The 25,977-nt window shown below is 72.0% G+C and carries 21 protein-coding genes and 5 pseudogenes; 20 read left to right on the forward strand and 6 right to left on the reverse strand.

Annotated features, from left to right (window positions below):
* Positions 1 to 81: 81 nt before the first annotated feature.
* The 11 genes and pseudogenes from ACFZDC_RS17350 to ACFZDC_RS17400 all read left to right on the forward strand — a co-directional run bounded on the left by ACFZDC_RS17350 (position 82) and on the right by ACFZDC_RS17400 (position 10,962).
* Entirely contained in the window at positions 82 to 2,148 is a 2,067-nt protein-coding gene (locus tag ACFZDC_RS17350) for a tetratricopeptide repeat protein (protein ID WP_391324605.1), read from the forward strand.
* Between the two features lie 137 nt (positions 2,149 to 2,285).
* Entirely contained in the window at positions 2,286 to 3,410 is a 1,125-nt protein-coding gene (gene ald, locus ACFZDC_RS17355) for an alanine dehydrogenase (RefSeq protein ID WP_391324607.1), read from the forward strand.
* A 413-nt stretch (positions 3,411 to 3,823) separates the two neighbouring features.
* Positions 3,824 to 4,957: an AAA family ATPase gene (locus ACFZDC_RS17360; protein ID WP_391324608.1), complete on the forward strand. Its 1,134-nt coding sequence runs from the start codon at positions 3,824 to 3,826 to the stop codon at positions 4,955 to 4,957.
* Positions 4,942 to 5,505, forward strand: coding sequence for a hypothetical protein (locus tag ACFZDC_RS17365; RefSeq protein ID WP_391324610.1), 564 nt, complete (start codon positions 4,942 to 4,944; stop codon positions 5,503 to 5,505). Before ACFZDC_RS17360 ends, ACFZDC_RS17365 begins: the two co-directional genes overlap by 16 nt.
* 581 nt (positions 5,506 to 6,086) lie before the next feature.
* Complete coding sequence (locus ACFZDC_RS17370; protein WP_391324612.1) at positions 6,087 to 7,139, forward strand: segregation/condensation protein A; 1,053 nt, start codon at positions 6,087 to 6,089, stop codon at positions 7,137 to 7,139.
* Positions 7,136 to 7,786 (forward strand): SMC-Scp complex subunit ScpB, encoded by a 651-nt coding sequence (gene scpB, locus ACFZDC_RS17375; RefSeq protein WP_391324613.1) that lies wholly within the window; start codon positions 7,136 to 7,138, stop codon positions 7,784 to 7,786. The genes ACFZDC_RS17370 and scpB overlap by 4 nt, the downstream gene beginning before the upstream one ends.
* A gap of 13 nt (positions 7,787 to 7,799) precedes the next feature.
* Complete coding sequence (locus ACFZDC_RS17380) at positions 7,800 to 8,861, forward strand: pseudouridine synthase (protein WP_391324615.1); 1,062 nt, start codon at positions 7,800 to 7,802, stop codon at positions 8,859 to 8,861.
* A gap of 119 nt (positions 8,862 to 8,980) precedes the next feature.
* Positions 8,981 to 9,088: pseudogene (locus ACFZDC_RS17385) on the forward strand (Tn3 family transposase); the annotation flags it as partial.
* A 6-nt stretch (positions 9,089 to 9,094) separates the two neighbouring features.
* Positions 9,095 to 9,403: pseudogene (locus tag ACFZDC_RS17390) on the forward strand (NUDIX domain-containing protein); the annotation flags it as partial.
* Positions 9,404 to 9,445: 42 nt separating this feature from the next.
* Positions 9,446 to 10,174: pseudogene (locus tag ACFZDC_RS17395) on the forward strand (ADP-ribosylglycohydrolase family protein); the annotation flags it as partial.
* Positions 10,175 to 10,180: 6 nt separating this feature from the next.
* A pseudogene (locus ACFZDC_RS17400) lies at positions 10,181 to 10,962 on the forward strand (DNA polymerase beta superfamily protein).
* On the opposite strand, the gene ACFZDC_RS17405 reads toward ACFZDC_RS17400, so the two are convergent.
* Positions 10,888 to 11,640, reverse strand: a complete 753-nt coding sequence (locus ACFZDC_RS17405; RefSeq protein WP_391324617.1) for a DNA polymerase beta superfamily protein — start codon at positions 11,638 to 11,640, stop codon at positions 10,888 to 10,890. The pseudogene ACFZDC_RS17400 and the gene ACFZDC_RS17405 sit on opposite strands and share 75 nt — an antisense overlap.
* Positions 11,641 to 11,662: 22 nt before the next feature.
* Positions 11,663 to 12,145: a Rieske 2Fe-2S domain-containing protein gene (locus tag ACFZDC_RS17410; RefSeq protein WP_391324619.1), complete on the reverse strand. Its 483-nt coding sequence runs from the start codon at positions 12,143 to 12,145 to the stop codon at positions 11,663 to 11,665.
* A gap of 211 nt (positions 12,146 to 12,356) precedes the next feature.
* Between ACFZDC_RS17410 and aroH the strand changes: the two genes are divergently transcribed.
* From aroH to der, 5 genes are all read left to right on the forward strand, one after another.
* Positions 12,357 to 12,719: a chorismate mutase gene (gene aroH, locus ACFZDC_RS17415; protein ID WP_391324621.1), complete on the forward strand. Its 363-nt coding sequence runs from the start codon at positions 12,357 to 12,359 to the stop codon at positions 12,717 to 12,719.
* Positions 12,716 to 13,801, forward strand: a complete 1,086-nt coding sequence (locus ACFZDC_RS17420; protein ID WP_391324623.1) for a prephenate dehydrogenase — start codon at positions 12,716 to 12,718, stop codon at positions 13,799 to 13,801. Before aroH ends, ACFZDC_RS17420 begins: the two co-directional genes overlap by 4 nt.
* 160 nt (positions 13,802 to 13,961) lie before the next feature.
* On the forward strand, positions 13,962 to 14,654 hold the full coding sequence (gene cmk, locus ACFZDC_RS17425; RefSeq protein WP_391324624.1) for a (d)CMP kinase: 693 nt from the start codon (positions 13,962 to 13,964) through the stop codon (positions 14,652 to 14,654).
* Between the two features lie 53 nt (positions 14,655 to 14,707).
* Positions 14,708 to 15,295 carry a 1-acyl-sn-glycerol-3-phosphate acyltransferase gene (locus tag ACFZDC_RS17430; RefSeq protein ID WP_391325095.1) on the forward strand — a complete coding sequence of 196 codons (588 nt, stop codon included), beginning with the start codon at positions 14,708 to 14,710 and terminating at the stop codon, positions 15,293 to 15,295.
* 76 nt (positions 15,296 to 15,371) lie between these two features.
* A complete protein-coding gene (gene der / locus ACFZDC_RS17435; RefSeq protein WP_391324626.1) occupies positions 15,372 to 16,853 on the forward strand; it encodes a ribosome biogenesis GTPase Der in 1,482 nt (493 codons plus the stop codon).
* A 53-nt stretch (positions 16,854 to 16,906) separates the two neighbouring features.
* On the opposite strand, the gene ACFZDC_RS17440 is transcribed toward der, so the two are convergent.
* Both ACFZDC_RS17440 and ACFZDC_RS17445 read right to left on the reverse strand, forming a co-directional pair.
* A complete protein-coding gene (locus ACFZDC_RS17440; protein ID WP_391324627.1) occupies positions 16,907 to 17,296 on the reverse strand; it encodes a hypothetical protein in 390 nt (129 codons plus the stop codon).
* A gap of 158 nt (positions 17,297 to 17,454) precedes the next feature.
* Positions 17,455 to 18,249, reverse strand: a complete 795-nt coding sequence (locus ACFZDC_RS17445; protein ID WP_391324629.1) for a hypothetical protein — start codon at positions 18,247 to 18,249, stop codon at positions 17,455 to 17,457.
* Positions 18,250 to 18,788: 539 nt separating this feature from the next.
* Here ACFZDC_RS17445 and ACFZDC_RS17450 point away from each other — a divergent pair.
* From ACFZDC_RS17450 to ACFZDC_RS17460, 3 genes and pseudogenes are all read left to right on the forward strand, one after another.
* Complete coding sequence (locus tag ACFZDC_RS17450) at positions 18,789 to 19,439, forward strand: transglycosylase family protein (protein WP_391324631.1); 651 nt, start codon at positions 18,789 to 18,791, stop codon at positions 19,437 to 19,439.
* Positions 19,440 to 19,518: 79 nt separating this feature from the next.
* Positions 19,519 to 20,553, forward strand: a pseudogene (locus tag ACFZDC_RS17455) (helix-turn-helix transcriptional regulator); the annotation flags it as partial.
* Between the two features lie 485 nt (positions 20,554 to 21,038).
* Positions 21,039 to 21,254, forward strand: a complete 216-nt coding sequence (locus tag ACFZDC_RS17460; RefSeq protein ID WP_391324633.1) for an I78 family peptidase inhibitor — start codon at positions 21,039 to 21,041, stop codon at positions 21,252 to 21,254.
* A 105-nt stretch (positions 21,255 to 21,359) separates the two neighbouring features.
* Here the strand turns inward: ACFZDC_RS17460 and ACFZDC_RS17465 are convergent, their stop codons facing one another.
* Positions 21,360 to 22,385, reverse strand: coding sequence for a phosphatase PAP2 family protein (locus ACFZDC_RS17465; protein ID WP_391324635.1), 1,026 nt, complete (start codon positions 22,383 to 22,385; stop codon positions 21,360 to 21,362).
* A 237-nt stretch (positions 22,386 to 22,622) separates the two neighbouring features.
* Positions 22,623 to 24,035, reverse strand: a complete 1,413-nt coding sequence (locus ACFZDC_RS17470; protein WP_391324637.1) for a mannosyltransferase family protein — start codon at positions 24,033 to 24,035, stop codon at positions 22,623 to 22,625.
* Positions 24,036 to 24,294: 259 nt separating this feature from the next.
* Here ACFZDC_RS17470 and ACFZDC_RS17475 point away from each other — a divergent pair, with 259 nt between their 5' ends.
* A complete protein-coding gene (locus ACFZDC_RS17475) occupies positions 24,295 to 25,911 on the forward strand; it encodes an MFS transporter (protein WP_391324639.1) in 1,617 nt (538 codons plus the stop codon).
* Positions 25,912 to 25,977: the final 66 nt, after the last annotated feature.

The following is a 25,977-nucleotide window of genomic DNA, read 5'->3' on the forward strand; positions in this document are numbered from 1 at the left end:
GAGCGTGAACTAGGCTCTGGAAACGGCCGTACCGGGAAGACCCGGCGGGCTTGCGCGTGCGGTGGGACGGGAGTGTGGCCCGTGGCGGATCAGGCGGTGGACACAGACGGCGTGCGGCTGTCCGCACACCGAGCCACGAAGGACCATTTCCTGGGCCGCACAAGGGAGTTGAAGGAGCTGCGCGCCGACATCGAGCGCGCGGGCCTGGACACCCTCTCCGGCCGCAAGGCACCCCGCGCGCGCGTGCTCCTCATCGCGGGCCGCCCCGGCTCCGGCCGCACCGCCCTCGCCGAGGAACTCGTACGGCAGGTCGCCGAGCGTTACCCCGACGGAGTGCTGCGGGCCCGGCTCAGCGAGCCCGACGGCACCCCCGTACCGGTCGAGCGCACCGCACGCGAGCTGCTCACCGCACTGGACGTGCGGGCGCCCGCCGGGACCGCCGAGGACGAGCTGACCGAGGCGCTGCGCGCCGCCCTCGCCGGCCGGCGGGTGCTGCTCCTGCTGGACGACGCGGCCGGCGCCGAGCAGGTCGACGCGCTGCTGCCGGACGCCCCCGACTGCCTGGTGGTCGCCGTCTCCGGCGGGCCCCTCACCGGTATCGCGGACGTCCGCCCCTGCACCCTGGGCGGCCTCGACACCAAGTCCGCCGTGGAACTCCTCACCCGCTACACCGGCTCGGTCCGCATCACCGTCGACCCGCGCTCCGCCGAGAGCCTGGCCGAGGCGTGCCAGGGCCACCCCGCCGCGCTCACCCTGGCCGGCGGCTGGCTCGCCTCGCGGCCCCAGGCGGCCGTCTCCGACCTCGCCAAGCGGATGCACGCGGACGTCGAGGACGGCGCCGACGCCACCCCGCTCGCCCGCGTCTTCCGGCTCGTCCACGACGAGCTGCCGGGCTCCGCCGCCCGGATACTGCGACTGCTCTGTCTGGCCCCGGCCGGCCTGATCGACCCGCACACCGCCTCGGCCCTGGCCGGCTGCTCGGTGAGCGCCGCCCGCGCCGCCCTGGACGAGTTCGTCGCCCTCGGCCTGCTGCGCACGGTGGACTCCCCGCTGCCCGAGTACGACGTCCCCGGCTGCCTGCACCCGCTGCTGCGCTCCCTCGCCGAGAGCCAGGAACGCCCGGCCGAGCTGCAGCTGGCCCGGGCCCGCATGCTGGAACGGACCGTTCGGCTGCTGCAGTCGTGCCGGGTGATCACCGAGACGGACATCCCGCAGGCCCGGGAGAAGCTGCAGGAGATGCCCCGGGCGCTGCGCTTCCCCACCCCCCACGCGGCCGCCGAGTGGCTGCGGGTCCGCAGGCCCGCCCTGCTGGCCGCCGTCCGCCTGGCCGTGGCCGACGGGGAGCTGGACACCCTCGCCCGTCGGCTGATGGCCCAGCTGGTCAGGGCCATGGCGGCGCACGTCGGCACCCAGGCGGCCGCGCCCGACCTCTACGGCGTGCACGGCCTGGTCCTCGACGTCGCCGAGCGGCGGGGGTTGCACCGGGAGAAGGCCGCGGCCCTGCTGAACCTGGGCGACCTGGACGCGCAGACCGGCCGCACCCGGGCCGCGCTCGCCCGGTACCGGGCTGCCCTGGACGCCGGACGCGAAGCAAATGACCCGTACGCGACCGGCCGCGCGATGGAATCCGTAGGCGGCGCGCACCAGGAGCTGGGGGACTACGACCGGGCCGCCGACTGGTTCGGCCGGGCCCTCGCCGAGCGGCTGGCCCGGGACGAGCGCCCGGAGGCCGCCCGGCTGTACGGCCGTATCGCCACGGCCCACACCTACGCGGGACGCTACGGCGAGGCGCTCAGGAACTGGCGGGCGGCCGCCGCCGCGTACCGCAAGAACGGTGATGTGGCCGGGCACGCGCGGGCGTTGAGCGAGGTGGCCCGGGTCCAGGAGTACGCGGGCCGGCCCGAGGAGTCGCTGCGGACCTGCCAGGAGGCGGTGGAGTGGGCTCGGCGTGCCAAGGACGTCCGTCTGCAGGCCGCGCTGCAGCTCCGGGTGGCCGACACGCTGGACCGGCTCGGCGACCCCACGGCCGCCCATCTGCACCGGTCGGCGGCCGAGCGCATGCTGGGTGAGGAAGTCCAGGAGGACGACTCCAGCGCGGGCGAGGGCGCTAAGGCCTGCGAAATCCGCAGTGCATCCAGCGAAGATTGATGCAATGAAAGGCTAGACAGTCGGAACGCCTTCATTAAACTGGCTCTGCCGCACGTTCTCCTGCGGTGTCTCCCGGTATGCCCCTGCATGTCTGGGTACGTCTGTAATGCACCCCCATACCCTCTGAGCCAAGGACCGTGATCGACGTGAAGGTCGGCATCCCCCGCGAGGTCAAGAACAACGAGTTCCGGGTGGCCATCACCCCCGCCGGTGTGCACGAGCTGGGGCGCAACGGTCACCAGGTCGTCATCGAGCGGGGCGCCGGTCTCGGCTCCTCGATCACGGACGAGGAGTACGCCGCCGCCGGCGCCGCGATCCTCGACACCGCCGACGAGGTGTGGGCCGCCGCCGACCTGCTGCTCAAGGTCAAGGAGCCCATCGCGGAGGAGTACCACCGCCTCCGCAAGGACCAGATCCTCTTCACTTACCTGCACCTGGCCGCTTCCAGGGAGTGCACGGACGCGCTCATCGAGTCCGGCACCACGGCGATCGCCTACGAGACGGTCGAGCTGCCGAACCGCGCGCTGCCGCTGCTCGCCCCGATGTCCGAGGTCGCGGGCCGCCTGGCCCCGCAGGTCGGCGCCTACCACCTGATGCGTCCGGCCGGCGGCCGCGGCGTGCTGCCGGGCGGTGTCCCGGGTGTGACCCCGGCCAAGGCCGTCGTCATCGGCGGCGGCGTCTCCGGCTGGAACGCCACCCAGGTCGCGGTCGGCATGGGCTTCGACGTGACCCTGCTCGACCGCGACATCAACAAGCTGCGGGAGGCCGACAAGGTCTTCGGCACCAAGGTCAAGGCCATCATGTCCAACTCCTTCGAGCTGGAGAAGGCCGTCCTGGACGCCGATCTCGTCATCGGCGCCGTCCTCATCCCGGGCGCCAAGGCCCCGAAGCTGGTCACCAACGAGCTGGTGTCCCGCATGAAGCCCGGAAGTGTCCTTGTCGACATCGCGATCGACCAGGGCGGCTGCTTCGAGGACTCGCGTCCCACCACGCACACCGAGCCGACCTTCCGCGTGCACAACTCGGTCTTCTACTGCGTCGCCAACATGCCGGGCGCGGTGCCGAACACCTCCACCAACGCGCTCACCAACGCGACGCTGCCGTACATCGTCTCGCTGGCCAACAACGGCTGGGTGGAGGCGCTGCGCCGCGACGCCGCGCTCGCCAAGGGCCTCAACACCCATGACGGCAAGGTCGTTTACAAGGAGGTCGCCGAGGCGCTCGGCCTGGAGCACGTGGAGCTGGAGTCCCTGCTCGGCTGACCCTCCGACCTGGTGAGTCGCTAAGTCACCGCCAGCCAAAAGGCGATTCGTCAACACGGTTCGTCAACAGCGCGCACGCGGCCGGACCTTGCCCGACAAGGCCCGGCCGGATGTGTGTATGGTCACTTTGCGGCTCTCGGTCAACTCGCCTCGAACGTAACCCTTCGACCGATTCGCACACCGGTGAAACCTGCTGTGCGACGGCCGTACGCCCTTGACAGCGGGATGTTTCATTGCCGACACATCCTGCCGGGTCCGGCGGATTGTGTTGCTGCGGACCGCCGACACGCCATAGAGTCGCCAACCGTCGGCATGGTGCCACGCTGACCTTGTCTAGAAGTTCCCTGGTCACCAAGGAGGTAAGACGACTTGTGAATGAGTCGACATTTTCTCCCGGGGGTGGTCAACCAGGAATGCCTGTACGGGGCCAGGGCTCCGCGGGATTCGAGGCTGTCGGCTCCGTCGCTGTGCGCACCTTCGCAGCCCACCAGAGTCCGGGGCCGCAGCCGGCCCGGACAGCACACCAGAGCATGGATGGCCATCACGTGAACGCCATGGCCGGCGACGGAAGTGGCGCGCCCCACAACCACTTCGCCGCCTACGACGAACTGCCCGAGGGGCACTTCTACGACCCCGACGCCGAGTACGAGCCCGATCCCGAGTACGCGGCCACGCTCGCGCCCGACGCTGCCCGTCAGCGCCGCGAGCGCGTCGGCCCGACCGGCCGCCCGCTGCCGTACTTCCCGATCCCGGGCCCACTGACCGACCACGGCCCCGCGAAGATCATCGCGATGTGCAACCAGAAGGGCGGCGTCGGCAAGACTACGTCGACCATCAACCTGGGTGCCGCGCTCGCGGAGTACGGCCGGCGTGTGCTGCTCGTGGACTTCGACCCGCAGGGCGCGCTGTCGGTGGGTCTCGGTGTCAACCCGATGGAGCTCGACCTCACCGTCTACAACCTGCTCATGGAGCGGGGCATGTCGGCCGACGAGGTCCTCCTCAAGACGGCGGTCCCCAACATGGACCTGCTGCCCAGCAACATCGACCTGTCGGCCGCCGAGGTCCAGCTGGTCTCCGAGGTCGCGCGCGAGTCGACGCTCCAGCGGGCCCTCAAGCCGCTGCTGCCGGACTACGACTACATCGTGATCGACTGTCAGCCCTCGCTGGGCCTGCTCACCGTCAACGCGCTGACGGCCGCCCACAAGGTGATCGTGCCGCTGGAGTGCGAGTTCTTCGCCCTGCGCGGTGTGGCGCTGCTGACCGAGACGATCGAGAAGGTCCAGGAGCGGCTCAACCCCGAGTTGGAACTGGACGGCATCCTCGCCACGATGTACGACTCGCGCACCGTGCACAGCCGTGAGGTGCTCGCGCGTGTCGTCGAGGCGTTCGACGACCACGTCTACCACACGGTCATCGGCCGCACGGTCCGCTTCCCGGAGACCACGGTCGCCGGTGAGCCGATCACCACCTACGCCTCCAACTCCGTCGGTGCCGCCGCCTACCGCCAGCTCGCCAGGGAGGTGCTCGCCCGGTGTCACGCCGAGTGAGTCTGCCCGGGGCCGACGAACTGTTCCGTACGACAGGGGGGATGGCGCTCCAGCCGTCCACGCCCCGACGCCCGGCCAACGGCGAGGCCCGGGTGCCGGGTCCCGCGGGGGAGAGCGACGACGTGGCGGCCGCCGAGGACGTGCCGCCGTCGGTACCTGTCCAGGGCGGTGACGGCGAGGGCGCGGAGCACGTCGCGGCGGAGGCGGAAGCCTCCGAGGCCGGCGAGTCCCGCACCCGGCCGGCCCGGCGCCAGACGGCGCAGGAAGGTTCTTCTGCCGGCAACGCTGCGGCCGCGCAGCCGCGCAAGCGCGGGCGGGCGGCGAACCGGCGGCCCAGCGGGCGCGAGCGGCACGACGAGAAGATCACGGTGTACGTGTCCGCCGAGGAACTCATGGACCTCGAGCACGCGCGACTGGTCCTCAGGGGCGAGCACGGCCTCGCCGTCGACCGCGGCCGGATCGTCCGCGAGGCGGTCGCCGTCGTCCTGGCCGACCTGGAGTCCCGAGGGGACGCGAGCATCCTGGTCCGGCGGCTGCGGGGTCGGTAGTCGGCCTCGCGGGCGGTAAGCGATAGCCTGCGACGGCCATGACCTCGAACGACGCTCCCGCCCCCGGCCCAGGCGCCGGCCGCAGGCGTGCGCTGGGACGGGGACCAGGGGCTTCAGGCGCCCCCACCGCACCGGTCGTGCCCCCCGGGTCATCGCCGGCCCCCGCCGAGCCGGATCCCACGCCGCTGCCGCCCCGGGCGGCCGGGCAGGAGTACGGTCCGTCTCCCGTCGCCGCACCCGGCCCGGAGCCCGACCTCGCACCCGCGCCGGACGCCGAAGACGAATCCGAACCGCGCCCCGAGGACGAGCGTGAGCCGCGGTCCGGGGGTGAGTCCGAGCCGCGTTCCAGGAGCGAGTCCGAGTGGTATCCCGGAAGTGAGCGTGAGCCGGGCCCCGGGGATGAGTCCGGACCTTATCCGGGGGGTGAGCCGGAGCCGCGTTCCCGGAGTGGCTCCGAGCCGCGCCGTGGACGTGAGCCCGAGGCGCGTCCCGGGATGGCGCGTGAGCCGGGCCCCGGTGGTGAGCTTGCGCGGTGTCCCGGGGATGAGTCCGAGCCGCGTCCCGGGGGTGGGTCCGGGGCAATGGCCGGAAGTGAGCCTGAGGGGCAGGTCGGGGATGAGCCGCTCGTCGAGTCGGGGTCCTCGGTTGTGGCGGAGGGAGATCGGCGGAGCGCGTCCGGGCGGGCGGCCGGGGTGGAGGCCGGTCGGCGGAGCGTGTCCAGGGGTGCGGCCGAGCCGGAGCCGGGGTTCCCGGGCGAGGGCGGGTCGCTCTCCCCGGCCCGCACTCCCGGTGCCGAGTCCGAAGACCCGGCCGAACCCCCCACCGACGGTGTCTTCAAGGTCCGCCTGTCGAACTTCGAGGGCCCCTTCGACCTCCTCCTTCAGCTCATCTCCAAACACAAGCTGGACGTCACCGAGGTCGCCCTCTCCAAGGTCACCGACGAGTTCATGGCGCACATCCGGGCCATGGGGCCGGACTGGGACCTGGACCAGACGACCGAGTTCCTCGTCGTCGCCGCCACCCTGCTGGACCTCAAGGCGGCCCGGCTGCTGCCCACCGCCGAGGTCGAGGACGAGGCCGACCTCGCGTTGCTGGAGGCCCGGGACCTGCTGTTCGCGCGGCTGCTGCAGTACCGCGCCTACAAGCGGATCGCCGACATCTTCAACCAGCGACTGGACGAGGAGGCCCGCCGCTACCCCCGCACCGTCGGCCTCGAACCCGAGCACGCCGAGCTGCTGCCCGAGGTCGTCATCAGCATCGGCCCCGAGGGCTTCGCCAAGCTCGCGGTCAAGGCCATGCAGCCCAAGGCCAAGCCGCAGGTGTACGTCGACCACATCCATGCCCCGCTGGTCAGCGTGCAGGAGCAGGCGGGGATCGTGGTGGCGCGCCTGAAGGAGCTGGGCGAGGCGAGCTTCCGGGTTCTCGTCGAGGACACCGACGACACCCTCACGGTCGTGGCCCGGTTCCTCGCGCTGCTTGAGCTGTACCGGGAGAAGGCCGTCGCCCTGGAGCAGCAGGCCGCGCTCGGGGAGCTGCTCGTCCGCTGGACCGGCGGTCACGGGGACGCGGCGCCGATGGTCACCGACGAGTTCGACCGACCGCCCGAGGAGCCCAAGGAGGAGAAGAAGGCATGAGCGAGAAGACCGCGGAGCTCCCGCCGGCACTCCGTACCGTCGCCGATCTCGACCTCAAGCCCGCCCTGGAGGCGGTCCTCATGGTCGTGGACGAGCCCGCGACCGAGGAGCACCTGGCAAGGATCCTGGAACGGCCGAAGCGGCAGATCGCGGACGCGCTGCGGGAGCTGGCCGACGACTACACCGTGCAGGGCCGCGGCTTCGAGCTGCGGTTCGTCGCGGGCGGCTGGCGTTTCTACAGCCGTGCCGAGTACGCGCCCGCCGTCGAGCGGCTGGTGCTGGACGGTCAGACGGCCCGCCTGACCCAGGCGGCACTGGAGACCCTGGCCGTCGTCGCCTACCGCCAGCCGGTCAGTCGCAGCCGCGTCTCCGCCGTGCGCGGAGTCAACTGCGACGGCGTGATGCGCACCCTCCTGCAGCGCGGTCTGGTCGAGGAGGCGGGCACGGAACCCGAAACAGGTGCGATCCTGTACAGGACGACGAACTACTTCCTGGAGCGGATGGGCCTGCGTGGCCTGGACGAGCTTCCGGAGCTCGCGCCCTTCCTCCCGGAGGCGGAGGCGATCGAGGCCGAGACCCAGGAGGGAGTCCCGTCGTTCGACCCGGACGCGCCCGACGCGCCCGGCGGTCAGGACGCAGACGACTAAGACGGAAACCTTGATGCGAAGCAGCGGCAGCGGCAAGAGCGGCGGACGCGGTAACTACCGCGGTGCCGGCAACGACAGGGACCAGAAGCAGGGGCAGGGCCGGCCCCGCAAGCCCCGCCCCGAGGAGCGCCGCTACGACGTGGGCCCCGGTGCCACCAAGGACGGCCCCAAGGCCGGACGCGGTGGCGCCGCGCGCGGCGGTGCCAAGGGCGGCCCGAAGAAGCCCCAGCAGGGCGGCCGTACGGCTCCCGCCCGCTCGCGCGAGTACGAGACGCGGGTCGAGGAGCGCAACAGGGAGCGGTACGAGGGCAAGAAGGACGTCAAGCTGCCCAAGACCTTCCCGGGTGCCGAGCAGGAGGGCGAGCGGCTGCAGAAGGTCCTCGCGCGCGCGGGCTACGGCTCCCGGCGCGCCTGCGAGGAGCTGATCGAGCAGGCCCGCGTCGAGGTCAACGGCGAGATCGTCCTGGAGCAGGGCCGCCGCGTGGACCCGGAGAAGGACGAGGTGAAGGTCGACGGCCTGACGGTCGCCACGCAGTCGTACCAGTTCTTCTCGCTGAACAAGCCCGCCGGCGTGGTGTCCACCATGGAGGACCCGGAGGGGCGGCAGTGCCTCGGTGACTACGTCACCAACCGCGAGACCCGGCTCTTCCACGTCGGCCGCCTCGACACCGAGACCGAGGGCGTCATCCTCCTCACCAACCACGGTGAGCTGGCCCACCGGCTGACCCACCCCAAGTACGGCGTGAAGAAGACCTACCTCGCCGCCATCGTGGGCCCGATCCCGCGCGACCTCGGCAAGCGCCTGAAGGACGGCATCCAGCTGGAGGACGGCTACGCGCGCGCGGACCACTTCCGGGTGGTCGAGCAGACCGGGAAGAACTACCTGGTCGAGGTGACCCTGCACGAGGGCCGCAAGCACATCGTGCGCCGCATGCTGGCCGAGGCCGGCTTCCCGGTGGAGAAGCTGGTGCGCACGTCCTTCGGGCCGATCACCCTGGGCGACCAGAAGTCGGGCTGGCTGCGCCGCCTGTCCAACACCGAGGTCGGGATGCTCATGAAGGAGGTCGACCTCTAGGAGGCGGCTGCGCGGCTTTCCGACGGCCGGTCCCGGGATCCCCGGGCCCGGCCGTCGTCGTGTGCGCGGACGGGGCCCGAGAGGCGCTGCGGGGCTTGCGGATCGGGGTCCCGGTAGTAATGGCCGCAAAACCAACGGCGAAGATCAATTTCTCGTTGATCGAGGAGCACTGGGACGACTTGCTGCGGCTGAGCGGGTCGATCAAGTTCGGGCACGCCACCGCGTCACTGATTGCTGCCCGGCGCACCGCCGAGGAGTTGGGCGTCGCGCCCGTGCTGCTGCGCGAGGCGGGAACGGTGCGCTACAACCACCCGGATCCGGCCTCGGGTCTGGTGGAGCAGGAGTACAACCATCTGATCGTGGGCTTGGTCCGGGCCGAGTTGCGGCCCGATCCGGAAGAGGTCTGCGACGTTGCGTTCGTCACCCCGGACGGCCTCGCCGAGCTGAGGGAGCAGACCACGCTGTCCGCGTGGTTCGGCACCGTGCTGGAAGTCGCGCTGCCCGCGGTGCGGGAGCTGACAGGCCCGTCGGCGGGCTGGTGACCGGCCGGTCGAGGTGGCATCACAGCGCAACGGCATCGTCAGGAGAACAACCGTGCCCCCGGCCGCACCTGCCTGACCGCGTGCGGCCTGCTCAAGGAGGAGGGCCGGACCTGGCAGGAGGCCAGCCAGGCCGGCTCCAAGGGCTGCGGCGCCAACATGCGCGTCGCCCCCATCGGGCTCGCCCCCGGCCTGAGCGGCGAACAGCGCTCCGGCGCGGCCCAGTTGCAGTCGGCGCTCACCCACGGCCACCCCACCGCGCTCGCCGCCTCCGACCTCACCGCCCGCGCCGTCCACCTGCTCGCCCGGGGCACCGATCCGGCCGGACTCGTCGGACAGCTGCGCTCGTACGCCTACGACAACCGCACCCGCTACGACCACACCTGGCTCGGCGACCTGTGGACGCGTTCCCAGGACCCCAGCCCCGAGCACTTCATCGCGCGCGGCTGGGACGAGTGCCTGCAGATCCTCGGCCGGCTCCAGGAGGCCGTGCGCGGCGTCTCCCCGGAGACCGATCCGTGCCTGTCCACCGGCGCGGGCTGGATCGCCGAAGAGGCCCTGGCCACCAGGCTGCTGTGCTTCCTGCTCTTCCCCGACGAGCCCGTCACCGCCCTGCGCCGGGGCGCCTGTTCCTCGGGTGACTCGGACTCGATCGCCTGCCTCACCGGGGCCTTCGCCGGCGCCTGGCTGGGCGCGGACGCCTGGCCGGCCTAGTGGGCCGAGCGGATCGAGTACCGGGGCGACCTGTTGATGCTGGGAGCGCTCTGGGACGCTAGGCCCATGATCGACGACCTCGACATGGACCTGACGCCCGTGATCGCCGAACAGCCGGACCCTCCCCCAGTGCCTTGAGGGCCTGGGGGCACCCCCAGCTGTTCGCGACCGTCTCCGGAGCCCACCTGTACGGCTTTCCCTCCCAGGACTCCGACCTGGACCTGCGCGGCGCCCACCTGCTCCCCGTCGCCGACCTGGTGGGACTGCGTGAGCCGGAGGAGACCCGGTCACGGGCGTGGGTGCGGTTCGGCGTCGAGATGGACCTCGTCACGCACGACGTGCGCAAGTTCGTACGGCTGATGCTCCGGCGCAACGGCTATGTGCTGGTGCAACTGCTCTCGCCCCTGGTCGCGCACACCACGCAGGCGCACCGGGAGCTGACCGCTCTCGTGCCGGGCGTCCTCACCTCCCACCACGCCCACCACTACCGCGGCTTCGCGGTCACCCAGTGGCGGCTGTTCGACAAGACCGGCGAACTCAAGCCGCTGCTCTACACGTTCCGGGTGCTGCTCACCGGCATCCACCTGATGCGCAGCGGCGAGGTCGAGGCCCATCTGCCCACGCTCCTGGAGCAGGTGGACGCGCCCGGTTGTCTGCCCGAGCTGATAGCCGCCAAGGCGGAGCGTGAGCACGGCACCGCCGACATCGAGCACGCGCGCGTGGAGGCCGACGTGGAGCGGCTGCACGCCGTGCTCGACGAGGCGCAGGCCGCCTCAGCCCTGCCCGACGCGCCCAGTGCCCACGACGCCCTGCACGACTTCGTGGTGCGGGTCCGGCCCACAGGCTGAGGCACGGCGGACCCGGTGGAGAAAGTCGGCCACGCGCGCGTGGTCCGGTTCCGGCGGCAGGGGAGTGTGCCGCAGGGCCTCGTCGGTCTCCGCGGCCAGCCGGACCATGCGTGCCTCGACCTCGGCCCACGGAACCTCGCCCCGCTTCACGGCCAGCAGCGGCTCCCGCCGGTCACCGACGTCGAGCCGCAGCTCGCCGGTGCGCAGCAGGTCGCGGGCGCTCGTCAGCAGCCGGAGCAGGTGCATCGCGTGCTTCCAGCGCGGGGCGCCCGTCGTACGGACGTCGGCGTCGAGCTTGCGGCGCTGGCCGAGGGCGTAGCGGGTGAACGTGCCGTGGACCTGGCGGGACAGGAAGGCGCCGCGCAGGGACAGCAGCTCGCGGCCGGTGTCGTCCACGTGCTCGACCAGCGGGGAGTGCAGGCACTCCAGGATGTTCGGGTTGCCGCGCAGCGCCAGCTCGCAGAACCGCTCCAGCTCCCACGAGAACCGCTCCTCGCCCGGCCCCTCCACATGCGTCGGCGGCTTCTCGAACCGCCAGAACAGGGGGGTGGGGGCGAGGAAGACACCCCTGCGGTCGGTGTCGCTGGTGTCCGTGGCCAGGCCGAAGGCGCGGGACCCCATGACGCAGGCGTAGATCGTGTGGTCGCGTACGAGGTCCTCGGGGTGCTCGGGCAGCATGCCGGGAGCGTACGCGGGCCGGTCACGCCAGGCGGATCGAATTTCCCTCCACCATGATCGTTTCGGGGGCCAGCGGCAGGGTCGCCGGCCCGTGCGCCACCGCGCCGTCGGCGATGTGGTACCTGCTGCCGTGACAGGGGCAGTCGATGGTGCCGTCCGCCACCTGGTTCACGAGGCACCCCTCGTGCGTGCAGATCGCCGAGAAGGCCTTGAAGTCGCCCTTCTTCGGCTGGGTCACCACGACCTTCTGGGCCTTGAAGACCCTGCCCCCGCCCTCCGGGATGTCGCTGGTCCTCGTCAGCTCCTGACCGCCCGGCGCCGAGGGCTTCGCCGAGGAACTGGACGAGGGGCTGGTCGAGGGACTCGACGAGGCGCCGGAAGGGCTGGACGAGGGGCTCGTCGAGGGGTTCGTCGAGGAGCCCTTGGTCGTGTTGCCGCCGCAGGAGACGGCGAGCGCCGCCGCCCCCGTCGCCATCACCGTGCGCCGCGTCGTGCTGTAGGTCATGCCGTCACTCCGAACCGTGGCAGGAAAAAGCCGTAATGTCCGACACCTTTTCACCAAAGGTCTCCAAGTCGAAGGAGGCGAAGGGGCCGGCGGACGGGCGTCACCGGTCCGGCCCCCGTCTCAGCGTGCGAACCCCGCGCGCCCGGCCCGTCCGGTCTGACTAGGCTGGACGTACCAGGAGCCGATACGCATGTCAGCGAGGAGCAGCGCCGTGGCGGTACGAGCGGTCCGGGGGGCCGTCCAGCTGGAGCGGGACGAGGCCGGTCACATGGACGAGCAGGTGGGCGCCCTGCTCACCGCCGTCCTGGAGCGGAACGGCCTGACCACCGACGACCTGATCAGCATCTGGTTCACGGCCACCCCCGACCTGCACAGCGACTTCCCGGCGGCCGCCGCCCGCAAGCTCGGAATCGTCGACGTGCCGCTGATCTGCGCGCAGGAACTGGACATCGAGGGCGCCATGCCCCGGGTCGTCCGGGTACTGGCACACATCGAGTCGGACAAGCCCCGCGCCGAGATCGCCCACGTCTACCTCGGCGCCGCCGCCGCCCTGCGCAAGGACATCGCCCAGTGAGGACCGCACTCGTCATCGGCACCGGGCTCATCGGCACCTCCGCCGCGCTCGCCCTGACCCAGCGGGGCGTCATCGTCCACCTCGCCGACCACGACCCGGAGCAGGCCCGTACGGCCGCCGCGCTCGGCGCCGGCACCGACCAGGCACCCGAGGGCCCGGTGGACCTCGCGATCGTCGCCGCCCCGCCCGCCCACGTGGCCGCCGTCCTCGCGGACGCCATGACCCGGGGCCTGGCGCGCGGCTACGTCGACGTGGCGAGCGTCAAGGGCGGCCCGCGCCGCGAGCTGGAGGCCCGCGGCCTGGACCTGTCGTCGTACATCGGCACCCACCCCATGTCCGGCCGGGAGAAGTCCGGCCCGCTCGCCGCGACGGCCGATCTGTTCGAGGGCCGCCCCTGGGTGCTCACCCCGACCCGGGACACCGACACCGAGGTCCTCAACCTCGCCCTGGAACTGGTCTCGCACTGCCGTGCCGTCCCGGTCGTCATGGACGCCGACGCCCACGACCGGGCCGTCGCCCTCGTCTCGCACATGCCCCACCTGGTCTCCAGCATGGTCGCCGCCCGCCTGGAGAACGCCGAGGAGGCGGCCGTACGGCTGTGCGGGCAGGGCATCCGGGACGTGACCCGGATCGCCGCCTCCGACCCCCGCATGTGGATCGACATCCTCTCCGCCAACCCCGGCCCGGTCGCCGACCTTCTCGTGGACGTCTCCACCGACCTGGACGAGACCGTGCGCGCCCTGCGCGCCCTGCAGTCCTCCGACGAGGCCAAGCGGCGCGAGGGCAGCGCGGGCATCGAGGACGTGCTGCGGCGCGGGAACGCGGGCCAGGTGCGGGTACCCGGCAAGCACGGGTCCGCGCCGCGGGTCTACGAGGTCGTGGCGGTGCTGATCGACGACCAGCCGGGACAGCTGGCCCGGATCTTCGCCGACGCGGGACAGGCCGGGGTCAACATCGAGGACGTACGCATCGAGCACGCGACGGGGCAGCAGGCGGGCCTCGTCCAGCTCATGGTGGAGCCGAAGGCGGTTCCGGTGCTCACGGCCGGCCTGCGGGAGCGGGGCTGGGCGCTGCGGCAGTAGGCGCCCGCCGCGCGCTCCCGTCCGGCGCGCACGTGCGTCCGGACGAGTGACCCGTACCCAGTAACCTTGTGCAGGGCGCTCTCGCTCCCCGCACCCCGCTCACCGCACCGCACCGCATCGCACCGCACCGCACCGCACCGCACCAGGAAGGTGTCCCCTCGTGGAAAACGGCGCCCCGACCGCCAAGCCCGTGATCGTCGCGATCGACGGCCCCTCCGGCACGGGCAAGTCGAGCACGTCGAAGGCCGTGGCCGCGCAGCTCGGCCTGAGCTACCTGGACACCGGTGCCCAGTACCGGGCGATCACCTGGTGGATGGTGAACAACGGCATCGACCTGGAGGACCCCACCGCGATCGCGGCCGTCGCGGGGAAGCCGGAGATCGTCTCCGGCACCGACCCGGCCGCCCCGACCATCACGGTCGACGGCGTCGACGTGGCCGGCCCGATCCGCACCCAGGAGGTCACCTCCAAGGTCAGCGCGGTCAGCGCGGTGCCCGAGGTGCGCTCCCGGATCACCGAGCTGCAGCGCTCGCTGGCCGCCGGCGCCGAGCGCGGCATCGTGGTCGAGGGCCGGGACATCGGCACGACCGTGCTGCCGGACGCCGACCTGAAGATCTTCCTCACCGCGTCCCCGGAAGCCCGCGCCGCCCGCCGCAGCGGCGAGCTGAAGGGTGCCGACGTCCACGCCACCCGAGAGGCGCTGATCAAGCGGGACGCGGCCGACTCCAGCCGCAAGACCTCGCCGCTCGCCAAGGCGGACGACGCGGTCGAGGTGGACACCACCGAACTCACCCTTGCCCAGGTCATAGAGTGCGTCGTCACCCTGGTCGAGGAGAAGCGGGCCGGGAAGTGAGCCTTCCGTCCGAGCGGGGCGCCGAGGTCGGGCGGCGCATCGGCGTCGGCCTGATGTACGGGCTGTGGAAGCCGCGCGTGCTCGGCGCCTGGAGGGTGCCCGCGACCGGCCCGGCGATCCTCGCGGTGAACCACTCCCACAACATCGACGGCCCGATGGTCATGGGCGTGTCGCCCCGGCCGACGCACTTCCTGATCAAGAAGGAGGCGTTCGTCGGACCGCTGAACCCCTTCCTGACCGGCATCGGCCAGGTCAAGGTGGACCGCGCGTCCGCCGACCGCACGGCCATCGGCCAGGCGCTCGGCGTCCTGCAGAACGGGGGAGTGCTGGGCATCTTCCCCGAGGGCACCCGGGGCGAGGGCGACTTCGCCTCCCTGCGCGCAGGCCTCGCCTACTTCGCGGTCCGCAGTGGCGCGCCGATTGTGCCCGTGGCCGTCCTGGGAAGTACCGACAAGCCGGGACGGTTGATGAAGGGGCTGCCTCCGCTGCGCTCCCGTGTCGACGTCGTCTTCGGTGACCCGTTCGAGGCGGGTGACGGCAGCGGGCGGCGCACCCGCAGGGCGCTGGACGAGGCGACCGAGCGCATCCAGAAGCAGCTCACCAGCCACCTGGAAAACGCCAGGCGCCTGACCGGGCGCTAGGCGACACTTGAGTAGTGGACCAGCCCAAAAGGGTCGTTCCACCGATCACCACGATGAACAACGAGGTACGGACTTCATGAACGACCAGATCCAGCCCGACGGCTCGGCCGAGCACGAGTACGAGCACGGGGCACTCGGCGACGCCGAGTACGCGGAGTTCATGGAGCTCGCCACGGAAGAGGGCTTCGACCTCGAGGACGTCGAGGGCGCCATCGAGGCGGCCGGCCACGGGCCGCTCCCGGTGCTCGCCGTCGTCGGCCGGCCGAATGTCGGCAAGTCGACCCTGGTCAACCGCATCATCGGCCGTCGCGAGGCGGTCGTCGAGGACCGGCCGGGCGTCACCCGTGACCGCGTCACCTACGAGGCCGAGTGGGCGGGCCGCCGCTTCAAGGTCGTCGACACCGGCGGCTGGGAGCAGGACGTCCTCGGCATCGACGCCTCCGTGGCCGCCCAGGCCGAGTACGCGATCGAGGCGGCCGACGCCGTTGTCTTCGTCGTGGACGCCAAGGTCGGCGCCACCGACACCGACGAGGCGGTCGTACGGCTGCTGCGCAAGGCCGGCAAGCCGGTCGTGCTGTGCGCCAACAAGGTCGACGGCCCGAGCAGCGAGGCCGACGCGGCCTACCTGTGGAGTCTCGGCCTCGGCGAGCCCCACCCGGTCTCCGCGCTGCACGGCCGCGGCACCGGCGACATGCTGGACGCCGTCCTGGAGGCGTTGCCCGAGGCGCCCGAGCAGAGCTTCGGCACCGCCGTCGGCGGCCCGCGCCGGATCGCGCTGATCGGCCGCCCGAACGTCGGCAAGTCCTCGCTGCTGAACAAGGTGGCCGGCGAGGAGCGCGTCGTCGTCAACGAGCTGGCGGGCACCACCCGCGACCCGGTCGACGAGTTGATCGAACTGGGCGGCGTGACCTGGAAGTTCGTCGACACGGCGGGCATCCGCAAGCGCGTCCACCTCCAGCAGGGCGCCGACTACTACGCCTCGCTGCGCACCGCGGCTGCCGTCGAGAAGGCCGAGGTCGCCGTGATCCTGATCGACGCTTCGGAGAACATTTCGGTCCAGGACCAGCGCATCGTCACCATGGCCGTCGAGGCGGGTCGCGCGGTCGTTCTTGCCTTCAACAAGTGGGACACCCTCGACGAGGAGCGCCGCTACTACCTCGAGCGGGAGATCGAGACCGAGCTGGCCCAGGTCGCCTGGGCGCCCCGCGTCAACGTCTCGGCCCGCACCGGCCGGCACATGGAGAAGCTGGTCCCGGCGATCGAGACCGCCCTCGCCGGCTGGGAGACCCGCGTCCCCACGGGCCGTCTGAACGCCTTCCTCGGCGAGCTGGTCTCGGCCCATCCGCACCCTGTCCGCGGTGGCAAGCAGCCGCGCATCCTGTTCGGCACCCAGGCCGGCACCAAGCCCCCGCGGTTCGTCCTGTTCGCCTCCGGCTTCATCGAGGCCGGCTACCGGCGCTTCATCGAGCGCCGGCTGCGCGAGGAGTTCGGCTTCGAGGGCACCCCGATCCACATCTCGGTCCGGGTGCGCGAGAAGCGCGGCGCCAAGAAGAAGTAACGGCTCCACGGCGAAGGGCGGCCCCCGTACCGGGGGCCGCCCTTCGCCGTGCGTCACACACCCCGGCGCGGGCCGGGCGGCAGCGCCGCCGGAACGTGGTGCATCCCGGTGTCGTGCTGCCGTCCCAGAGTGCCGACCCGCTGCCACTGCGCCTGGTGCTGACCGCTGCCGTACCGGGCGCTGTACGCACCCGCGCTGTAGGCGCTGTAGGAGCTCGAACGGTACGAGCCGGTGCTGTACGGGGCGTTCCCGAAGGCGCTGAACTCCAGCTCCTCCTCACCGCTGCGGTCACCCGGCAGCGTACGGAAGGTCCTGACCCACTCCGCGTAGAGCATGTCGTAGATCGGCGTGGCCGATGGCCCGCCGGCCCCCTCCTGGCCCGCCCGCGCGTGCGGGATGGAGGAGTAGGAGGACCGGCGGGGAGGAGTGTCGTATGCGTGCACGTATGTCCAAACGACGGCAACCTGGAAGGGATGCGGCCGGTGCAAGCCCTTTTAGGGCGCGGCTGTGCCGGACAGGTGGCTTCGCCGCTTGGGCGCGACACGTCACGACGAACCAGCGGCTACCCTCCTGACGCGGCTCCCCGCGCCCCGGACGACGCTCATGTGCCCGCGAGGGGCAGCGCCGCCGCCACCAACTTCCCGTTCGCCGCGGCCCTGTCCAGCGCCTCCCGCAGCAGATCCTCCCGCGGCTGCCGACCGATGGACCCCACCGGTGCCGCGAACATCAGCACCTGCTGGTGCTTGTTGGCGGCGGCCCGCCAGCTGTCCGTGACCTGCAGCGGCTGATGCGCCTGCCACCAGGCCACCGGCTGACCACCGTTGGCGCCCGGCTGGAGTACCGCGTGCAGCTGGCCGACGGCGAGCAGCACCGACCAGCCGTGCAGCACCGGCGGCACGGACGCCAGGTGGGTCACCGGCATGAAGCCCTGCTCGATGAGCAGCGGGAGGAAGTCGTCGCCGAGCCCGGCGGAGCCGGGGCGCACGATCGGCGCGGTCGGCTCGACGACCAGGGCGGGGTGCAACTCGCCTTCGATCAGGACGAGTCCGCTGGTCACGCCGAGCACGGCCTGCTCGGGCACGGACCCGTACGGCTCGCCGCCCGCGGCCATGTCGCTGCCGGTGCCGCCGATGGAGCGGACGGCACCCTGCAGATGCTCCTCGGTGACCTGAACCACCTGGGAGGGCAGGCAGCTGGCGTGGGCGAAGGCGAGGACGGCGGTCTCGTCGCCGACGAACAGAACGGTGCTGGTGCGCTCCTGCTCGGAGTCGCCCGGGGTGCGGCAGGACGTGCAGTCGTAACTGCCCGGGGCGTTCTCTCCGGCGAGCAGCCGGTCGGCTTCTTCGTCGCCGATCTCGGCGCGTACGGCGTCACTGACGTCGAGCATGCGCGGCACGGTGGCTCCCTCGGGATGCGGTGCTGGGTCGGCCGGGTGGCTCCCGGCCCCTGAGCCCCGGGGTTCCGGGCTCATGAAGAAGACAACGGGCGTCCTGTGGTGGGGGTCACGCCCCGGGGACAACGGAATCGAACCATCCACCGCACAGGGTCACCTGTGGTACGGAATCGGACACTCACCGTCAACTCTCGGCGGAGTCAAGGAACTTGAATGGGTGAAGTGGGTCACAGATCGCCTCAGTGGATGGTCGAAAAATCATGAAATCAACGCATGAAAGGGCTGGCCGAAAATCGCCGGTACCCTGGGTAACGGCGAACTGGCCTGGAATGACGAGGAGTTGGTTGATATCAGCCGCCCGTACTCCCTACATTCCTCCGCCGTGTGCAACGAGCACCGCTCGGGTACGTCCGCCGGCCGGCACCAGCAGAGCACGATCACGGCACCGGCAGCGGCGGACGGGGCGGGCGCGAGGAACCGCGGTCATGCGCGGCAAGGCGCGTCCCGCCCGGGGGAGCCCGGGTTCGTGGAGAGGGAATTACATGTCCGAGTGTGCCGATACCACCCGCAACACCGCTCGTCACGACAGCGCCCGCAAGGGCCGTACGACGGCCGCCCTCGCCGGGGCGGCGCTGCTGGCCCCGCTGGGGCTGCTGGCCGCGACCGGCAACGCCGCCGCGGCGGACAACGGAGTGTGGGACCGTATCGCCCAGTGCGAGAGCGGCGGCAACTGGCACATCAACACCGGCAACGGCTACTACGGCGGGCTGCAGTTCTCCGCCGGCACCTGGCGCGCGTACGGCGGCACCGCCTACGCCCCGACGGCCGACCAGGCCTCCAGGAGCGCGCAGATCGCCGTCGCCGGCAAGGTCCAGAGTGCCCAGGGCTGGGGCGCCTGGCCGGTCTGCTCGGCCCGGGCCGGAGCCTCGGGAGCCGCTCCCGCGGCCGCCTCGGGCAGCGCCTCCAAGGGCAGCGTGACGACGAAGTCCGCACCCGCGAAGGCGCCGGAACGCCCGAAGGCCCACACCAACCGCAGTGCCTCCCGCGGCGACTACACCGTCCGCCAGGGCGACACCCTGAGCACCATCGCCTCCCGGCACGGGACCACCTGGCAGCGGATCTACGCCGCCAACAAGACGGTCATCGGCGATGACCCGAACCTGATCGTGCCCGGCCAGCGCCTCGCGCTCTGAGCGCCGATCACCCGCTCAGGACAGCCGCTGTCCCCGACGAGGACAGCGGCTGTCCGCATCGGCTGGCAGACTCGGCGCCATGTTGGAGACCTCGGCACGCCTGCTGCGCCTGCTCTCGCTGCTCCAGGCCCACCGCGAGTGGTCGGGGGCCGAACTCGCCGAGCGGCTCGGCGTCACCGCCCGCACCATCCGCCGGGACGTGGACCGGCTGCGCGAGCTGGGCTATCCGGTCAACGCGAGCCCCGGCACCGGTGGCGGCTACCAGCTGGGCGCGGGCGCCGAGCTGCCCCCGCTGCTGCTCGACGACGACGAGGCCGTCGCCGTGGCCGTGGGCCTGCGCACCGCCGCCGGACAGGGCATCGAGGGCATCGGCGAGACCTCCGTACGCGCCCTCGCCAAGCTGGAACAGGTGCTGCCGGACCGGCTGCGCCGCCGGGTGAGCGCCCTCAACGCCTTCACCGTGCCGATGCTGCGCGGCGGCCCGCCGGTGTCACCCGTCGATCCGGCGCTGCTCACCGAACTCGCCCACCTGTGCCGGGACGCCGAGCGGCTGCGCTTCGAGTACCTGAGCCACGAGGGCGCGGCCAGCCGCCGTACCGTCGAACCGCACCGGCTGGTGTGCACCGAGCGGCGCTGGTACCTGGTCGCCTGGGACGTCGACCGGGAGGACTGGCGGACCTTCCGCGTCGACCGCATCACGCCGAAGCCGCCGCACGGCCCGCGCTTCACCCCGCGCGAGGCGCCCGCCGAGGATCTCGCCGCCTATGTGTCGAAGGGAGTCTCCACGCGCGCCTACGCCACGCACTCCGCCGTCCGGCTGCTGGTGCCGCTGCGGGAGGCCGCCGAGCGGATCTCGCCGTCCGCCGGGACGCTGGAGGCCGACGGGGAGAACGCCTGCATCCTGCACAGCGGTGCGCCGAACCTGGAGGTGATGGTCATTCACATCATGATGACGGGGGTCCCCTTCGAGGTGCTGGAGCCCGCCGAGCTGACCGAGGCCATCAGGACGGTTCGGGACCGGCTCGACGCCGCTCTGGCCCGCGCCGCGGCGCCCGGACCGCGTACGGGGGAGGGTGCGGGGCGGACGCCGGCGCCTCCGAGCGGATCCGGGGCAGGTGACGACGTTGTGCTTTCTCGTGGTCCGGGGTGTGAGCCGGTCCACCACCGGCAGCCCGCCCCATCGCACCCCGCGCCCCCGCCGTGGCCCGCGGCACGCGGAGCCGCGAGCTGACGTCATGATGCTCGCCGGGCGGGCGCTTCGGCCGGAGGTGTATGGCGGTCGTGTGCCGAATCCGTGGATTTCCTATGCGGCGTCAGCTCGCCCGTAGGACGCCGGATTCCGCGGGGAATCGCGTCCCGGGCCGGCTGCGCTCCCCGCTGCGAGGCTTTCCGCCGGGTAATTCGAGGGGGTGCGCCGACGCGCGGGAATTCTGTTCGATTACCCCGGTGACAGCACGGGAAACGCCTGTACGTGTCCACGCAGTTCGACAGAAATGGGTGTCGGGAACCTGTGACAGAAGTGTGACCGGAGAGGGACCCGTGGCGCCGGCCGCGGGTTTCCGGCTTCCGTCGCCGCGCGAAGCGGCCTAGCGTGGCGGCATGGCACCGATTCCCACTCCGCCAGCGGAGCCCCAGGACAGTCCGGACGGGTACGTCGGCCTCCATGCCGCAAGCGCCGAGCGGCTCGCCCGGCAGCGCGGGTGGTCGACCGTACGGTCGCTGCCGCCGGGCGCGATCATCACCATGGAGTACCGGGTGGGCCGGCTCAACTTCGAGGTACGGGACGGCCGGGTGGCCCGCGCCTGGAAGGGCTGAGGCCCCCGCACGCAGAACGAAGCCCCGCTCCCGGCAGAGGGAGGCGGGGCCTTCGTCGGGGCGGGGCGGGCTGTGCGTACCGGACCCCACTGCCGTGGTGAACCGTCAGCCGCCGGTCACGGGACGGGCCGACTGGGAGGTGCCGCGCGGAAGACGGTCGGCGTGCGGCGGGCGGCGGCTGCCCACCGGGGTGACCGGGGTGCGCTCCGAACGGGCCGTGTGCGGGCCCGGGGCCAGATGCATCGGGGCCCGGGAGCCGCGCGCCGACGCCACCGGCTCGCGCGCCACGGCGTGCTGCTCGGCGGCAGCGGTCCGGGGCTTGAGCACCACCGGCGCGACCGGGACGGCCGGCGCGGGCACCGTACGGCCCCGGCGGGCGCGCCAGCGGTCGCGCAGGTCGAAGAGCGTGGTCTCGGCCCCGGCGATCAGCGGCTCGAACCAGGGCAGGGCGAGCAGGATCAGCAGGCCCGCGGCCCAGCCCAGCAGCACGTCGCTCAGCCAGTGCGTACCGAGGTAGACGGTGGTGAGGCCGACCCCGAGCGAGGTGACCGCGGAGAGCGCCGACAACCAGCGGCGCGCTCTCGGTGTGGAGGCCAGATACGCCAGGATTCCCCAGGTCACCACCGCGTTGGCGGTGTGGCCGCTGGGGAATATATCGCCGCCCAGACCCATCTCGTTCGAGCCGATCACGGTCGCGTAGTGCGGACCGAGCCGCCCCATGCCGAGCTTGGCGGCGCCGACCGTGATGTTCAGCAGCAGCAGCGAGGCGGCCAGGGTCAGCAGCGGGCGGAGCGTGTGCTGCCGCCAGGAGCGCCAGCCGAGCCAGGCCGCGACCATCACGGCGGTGGGGCCGCGCTGGCCGAGCACCACGTAGTAGTCGAGGAAGGCGTGGATCTGCGGCCACTGCTGGTACGGCCGGAAGAACATGACCTGCCAGTCGAGCCTGACCAGCCAGGAGGTGATCACCACGGCCCACACGATCGCCAGGTAAAAGGCGAGGGTCGCGGTGAACAGCACGACCCGGTGCCGGCTCATCCTCGGCACATCGATGTGGGCCGGTCGTTCCGGCTCACGGTCGAGTCTGGCGAAGACCCGGTCCAGACGCCGGGTCAGGTTTCGTTCGGTACGCACTCAATCGACGTTACAGCGAGTGAGCTCTGTTCCCGGTCGAAACAGGGGGTTTGTGATGACGATGTGATGTGGGAAACCTCTCAGGAGTGGCCTGAATTACCGGGGTTCAGCAATCTGCTGAGACCACTTCGTGCAATTCCTTTGATCATGCCGGGTGTTGTTTATATCGCCCTTATTAATGCGTTCACCGGTTCATGGGGTGGAATTCTCCGGGGCGTCATCGGCCGCCGGGTTCGATCACGGAGGACCGGAGCCGTTCAGCCAGAACGCCCCGTAGGCCGCCGTCGCCGCCGTCACACCCGCCGTGACCAGCGCCGCCCTGGACGTCCGCAGTCGGGCCAGGGCCCGGGCGAGCGGGAACAGCACCGGGAAGGCCGGCATCATCAGCCGCGGCTTCGACCCGAAATAACTCGAGGCGCACAGCGCGAGGGCCAGGACGACACCCGTGTACACCAGCAGCGCGACGGGCTGGCGCTGCCGCACGCCGGTCACGTAGAGCAGGATCAGCAGGACCACCCCGATGATCAGACCCGCCCCGGCGAGGGCCGATGGAAGTGACGTGAACTTGTCGGCGACGAAACGGGCGAAGGCGTACCCGCCGTCGAACCCGTTGCGCCAGCCGGCCTGCACATCCAGATAGCCGAGCGGACCCCTGCCGGTGCGGTGGCCGACCCAGAGGACGTAACCGGCGGTGCCCAGCGGGGCGAGGAGCATGCCGAGGACACGGCGCCCGGCGCCGGCGCGGCTCGCCCCCCTCGCACCGGGGGTGCGCGCGGGGACGAGTGCCGTGTCCTGTGGGCCTGTTGGGTATGAGGGGGCGCGTGTGGTGCCGTCCGGGCCTGTTGAGGAAGAAGGGGCGCATGTTGTCACGTATGCGCCCTCTGATGCTGAGGAGGCGTGCGTCGTCGCGTCCGTGCCTCCACTGTGCGCCGTGCGCCCCGAGCGGGCGTCGCCCGCCGCAGTAGGGGCGTGTTCGCTGGTGTGTGCGCCGTGCGTGGCCCGCGCGCTTCGGTCTCGCACGAACGAGGTCACGGCCGCCACCCACACCGCCGCGACCACCGCGAGCCCCACCGGCCGGGTCAGCCCGGCCAGTGCCGCGAGCACACCCGCGCTCACCCACCGGCCGGTCAGCACGGCGTACAGCGACCACGCGGCCAGTGCCGTGAACAAGGACTCGCTGTAGGCCATCGACTGCACGATCCCGACGGGCAGCAGCGCCCAGAGCAGCACCGCGCAGACCCCGGCCCGAGGGCCGTACACATGCTCCGCGACCGCGAAGATCCCCGAGGCCGCCGCGAGCGAGGCGAGCAGGCTGACGACGAAGCCGGCGTCCGCGTACGACAGCGGCCCGACCGCGTGCAGCAGCCGCTCCAGCCAGGGCAGCAGCGGGAAGAACGCGAGATTGGAGTGGACGTCGCCGTTCGGCAGCCGGACCTCGTAGCCGTACCCCAGCTTGGCCACCCGCGTGTACCAGAGCGAGTCCCAGCGCGCGGTCAGCAGCGTGTACGCGCTCTTGCCGCGAGCGGCGCTCCACCCGGCCAGGACGACCAGGCCCAGGGCGCGGACCGCCATGTACCCGAGAAGGGCCGGAGCCACCCGGCGCAGCAGTGGGGCGTGGGGCGGGGCCACGCGTGGTGCGAGGTCGGTCACGGGCTCGATTATCGACCGGACGCGGAACCGGCCCGTCCGCCGGGGCATGGTCGAGAGCGGCCGAGGTGGCGTATGCCACACGGGTTCGGTCCTGCGTCTGAGAGGTCCGCCACGCGTGCCCGCAGCGAACTCGCGTACGCTGGCGAGTCACCCGCGTGGGTTTGCGCGGGCCGGAGACACCGCTCCTCTCCGGCCGTACGACGGGGATCCCCACCCCGCCGATCCGCCGCACGCGAGGGATCATCTGGGAGGTACGTACATGTCCGGGACGACCACGGCTGCCGTAGGGCCGCGCCGTCGGGCGGCCGGGGCCGGTGCCAACCGCTGGGTCGTCCTCGTCGTCCTCTGCGTCAGCCTGCTGCTCGTCGCCCTCGACGCGACCGTGCTGCACGTGGCGGTCCCCGCCGTCACCGAGGACCTCAGGCCCGGCGCCATAGAACTGCTCTGGATCGTCGACGTCTACCCACTGGTCTGCGCCTCGCTGCTGATCCTGTTCGGCACGCTCGGCGACCGGGTCGGCCGCAGACGCGTCCTGCTGCTCGGCTACGCCCTCTTCGGGGTCGCCTCCGGTGTGGCCGCCTTCGCGCCCAGCGCCCAGGCGCTGATCCTCGCGCGGGCGCTGCTCGGCGTCGGCGGTGCGATGATCATGCCGGCGACCCTGTCGATCCTCCGCCAGGTCTTCCCGGACCGGCGCGAGCGCGCGCTGGCCATCGGCATCTGGAGCGCGGTCGCGGCCGTCGGCGCGGCGGTCGGCCCGTTGCTCGGCGGCTTCCTGCTGGAGCACTTCTGGTGGGGCGCGGTCTTCCTCGTCAACATCCCGCTGATGCTCGTCAGCCTGCCGGTCGGGCGGCTGCTGCTGCCCGAGTCGCGCGGTGACCGCAACGGCCCGTGGGACGTCGTCGGCGCGCTGATGGCGGCGGTCGGCCTGTTCGGTGTGGTGCTGGGCGTGAAGCGGCTCGGCGGCGGTGAGCCGGTGGCGAGCCCGTTCACGCTGGTGCCGCTGCTGGTGGGTGCGGCGCTGCTCTTCCTCTTCGTACGGCGGCAGGCGCGGCGGCCGCTCGCGCTGGTGGATCTGCGCATGTTCCGGCGGCCGGCGTTCAGCACCTCGGTGTGCTGCATCGTGCTGGCGATGCTCGCGCTGGTGGGCCTGGAGTTGATCGCGGCGCAGTACCTGCAACTGGTGCTGGGTCTCTCGCCGCTGCAGACGGGCCTCAGGCTGCTGCCGCTGACCATCGCGGCCATGGCCGCGGGTCTGGCGGGCGCGCGGATGCTGCGCCGCTTCGGACCGCGCCGGATGGTCTGCTTCGGCTTCTGCCTCACCGCCGCCGCGGTCCTGACCCTGACGGCGATGGGCGGGAACGACAACGCGGGCCTGCTGCTGTTCGGCTTCGTGCTCCTCGGGTTCGGCCTGGAGACCACGCTCTTCGGGGCGTACGAGTCGATGCTGAGCGAGGCCCCGGCCGAGCAGGCCGGCGGGGCCGCCGCGATCGGCGAGACGTCGTACCAGCTGGGCGCCGGGATCGGGATCGCTCTGCTGGGCAGCGTGATGAACGCGGCCTACGCACCCGGTCTCGCGTCGGTGCCGGGAGTTCCCTCCCGCGCCTCGGACGCGGCAGGCCACTCGCTGGGCGAGGCCTACGCGGTGGCCGGGCGCCTGGGTGGTTCCGCCGGGGCGGCGCTGCGCCGGGCCGCGCAGGAGTCCTTCGTGCACGGCCTGCATGTCACGTTGCTGGTCAGTGCGGGCCTGTTGCTGATGGGGGCGGTGATGGCGCTGCGGCTGCCCCGGGAAATGCAGTGCGGCGAGGAGAGCGAGCGGGCCGCCGAGGTGGAACTGCCGTCGCCGCGGGAGGCCGCGAAGCCGAGGGTGTCGGCCTGACCCCCGCTCTGGACGTGCGGGACACTGCACCGTAACGTCGGCTGTGGAGTCGTAACTAGCGCTGCT

The organism is Streptomyces sp. NPDC007905, from assembly GCF_042959345.1.
Taxonomy (GTDB): domain Bacteria; phylum Actinomycetota; class Actinomycetes; order Streptomycetales; family Streptomycetaceae; genus Streptomyces.

What these genes read in the sequence shown, in the direction of transcription:
- scpB (WP_391324613.1), top strand. Translation starts at nt 7,136, where the DNA reads ATGAGCGAGAAGACCGCGGAGCTCCCGCCGGCACTCCGTACCGTCGCC.
- ACFZDC_RS17370 (WP_391324612.1), top strand. Translation starts at nt 6,087, where the DNA reads ATGGCCGGAAGTGAGCCTGAGGGGCAGGTCGGGGATGAGCCGCTCGTC.
- ACFZDC_RS17475 (WP_391324639.1), top strand. Translation starts at nt 24,295, where the DNA reads ATGTCCGGGACGACCACGGCTGCCGTAGGGCCGCGCCGTCGGGCGGCC.
- ACFZDC_RS17380 (WP_391324615.1), top strand. Translation starts at nt 7,800, where the DNA reads ATGCGAAGCAGCGGCAGCGGCAAGAGCGGCGGACGCGGTAACTACCGC.
- ACFZDC_RS17430 (WP_391325095.1), top strand. Translation starts at nt 14,708, where the DNA reads ATGTACGGGCTGTGGAAGCCGCGCGTGCTCGGCGCCTGGAGGGTGCCC.
- ACFZDC_RS17460 (WP_391324633.1), top strand. Translation starts at nt 21,039, where the DNA reads ATGGCACCGATTCCCACTCCGCCAGCGGAGCCCCAGGACAGTCCGGAC.
- ACFZDC_RS17360 (WP_391324608.1), top strand. Translation starts at nt 3,824, where the DNA reads ATGCCTGTACGGGGCCAGGGCTCCGCGGGATTCGAGGCTGTCGGCTCC.
- ACFZDC_RS17405 (WP_391324617.1), bottom strand. Translation starts at nt 11,640, where the DNA reads ATGCTGCCCGAGCACCCCGAGGACCTCGTACGCGACCACACGATCTAC.
- der (WP_391324626.1), top strand. Translation starts at nt 15,372, where the DNA reads ATGAACGACCAGATCCAGCCCGACGGCTCGGCCGAGCACGAGTACGAG.
- ACFZDC_RS17410 (WP_391324619.1), bottom strand. Translation starts at nt 12,145, where the DNA reads ATGACCTACAGCACGACGCGGCGCACGGTGATGGCGACGGGGGCGGCG.
- ACFZDC_RS17450 (WP_391324631.1), top strand. Translation starts at nt 18,789, where the DNA reads ATGTCCGAGTGTGCCGATACCACCCGCAACACCGCTCGTCACGACAGC.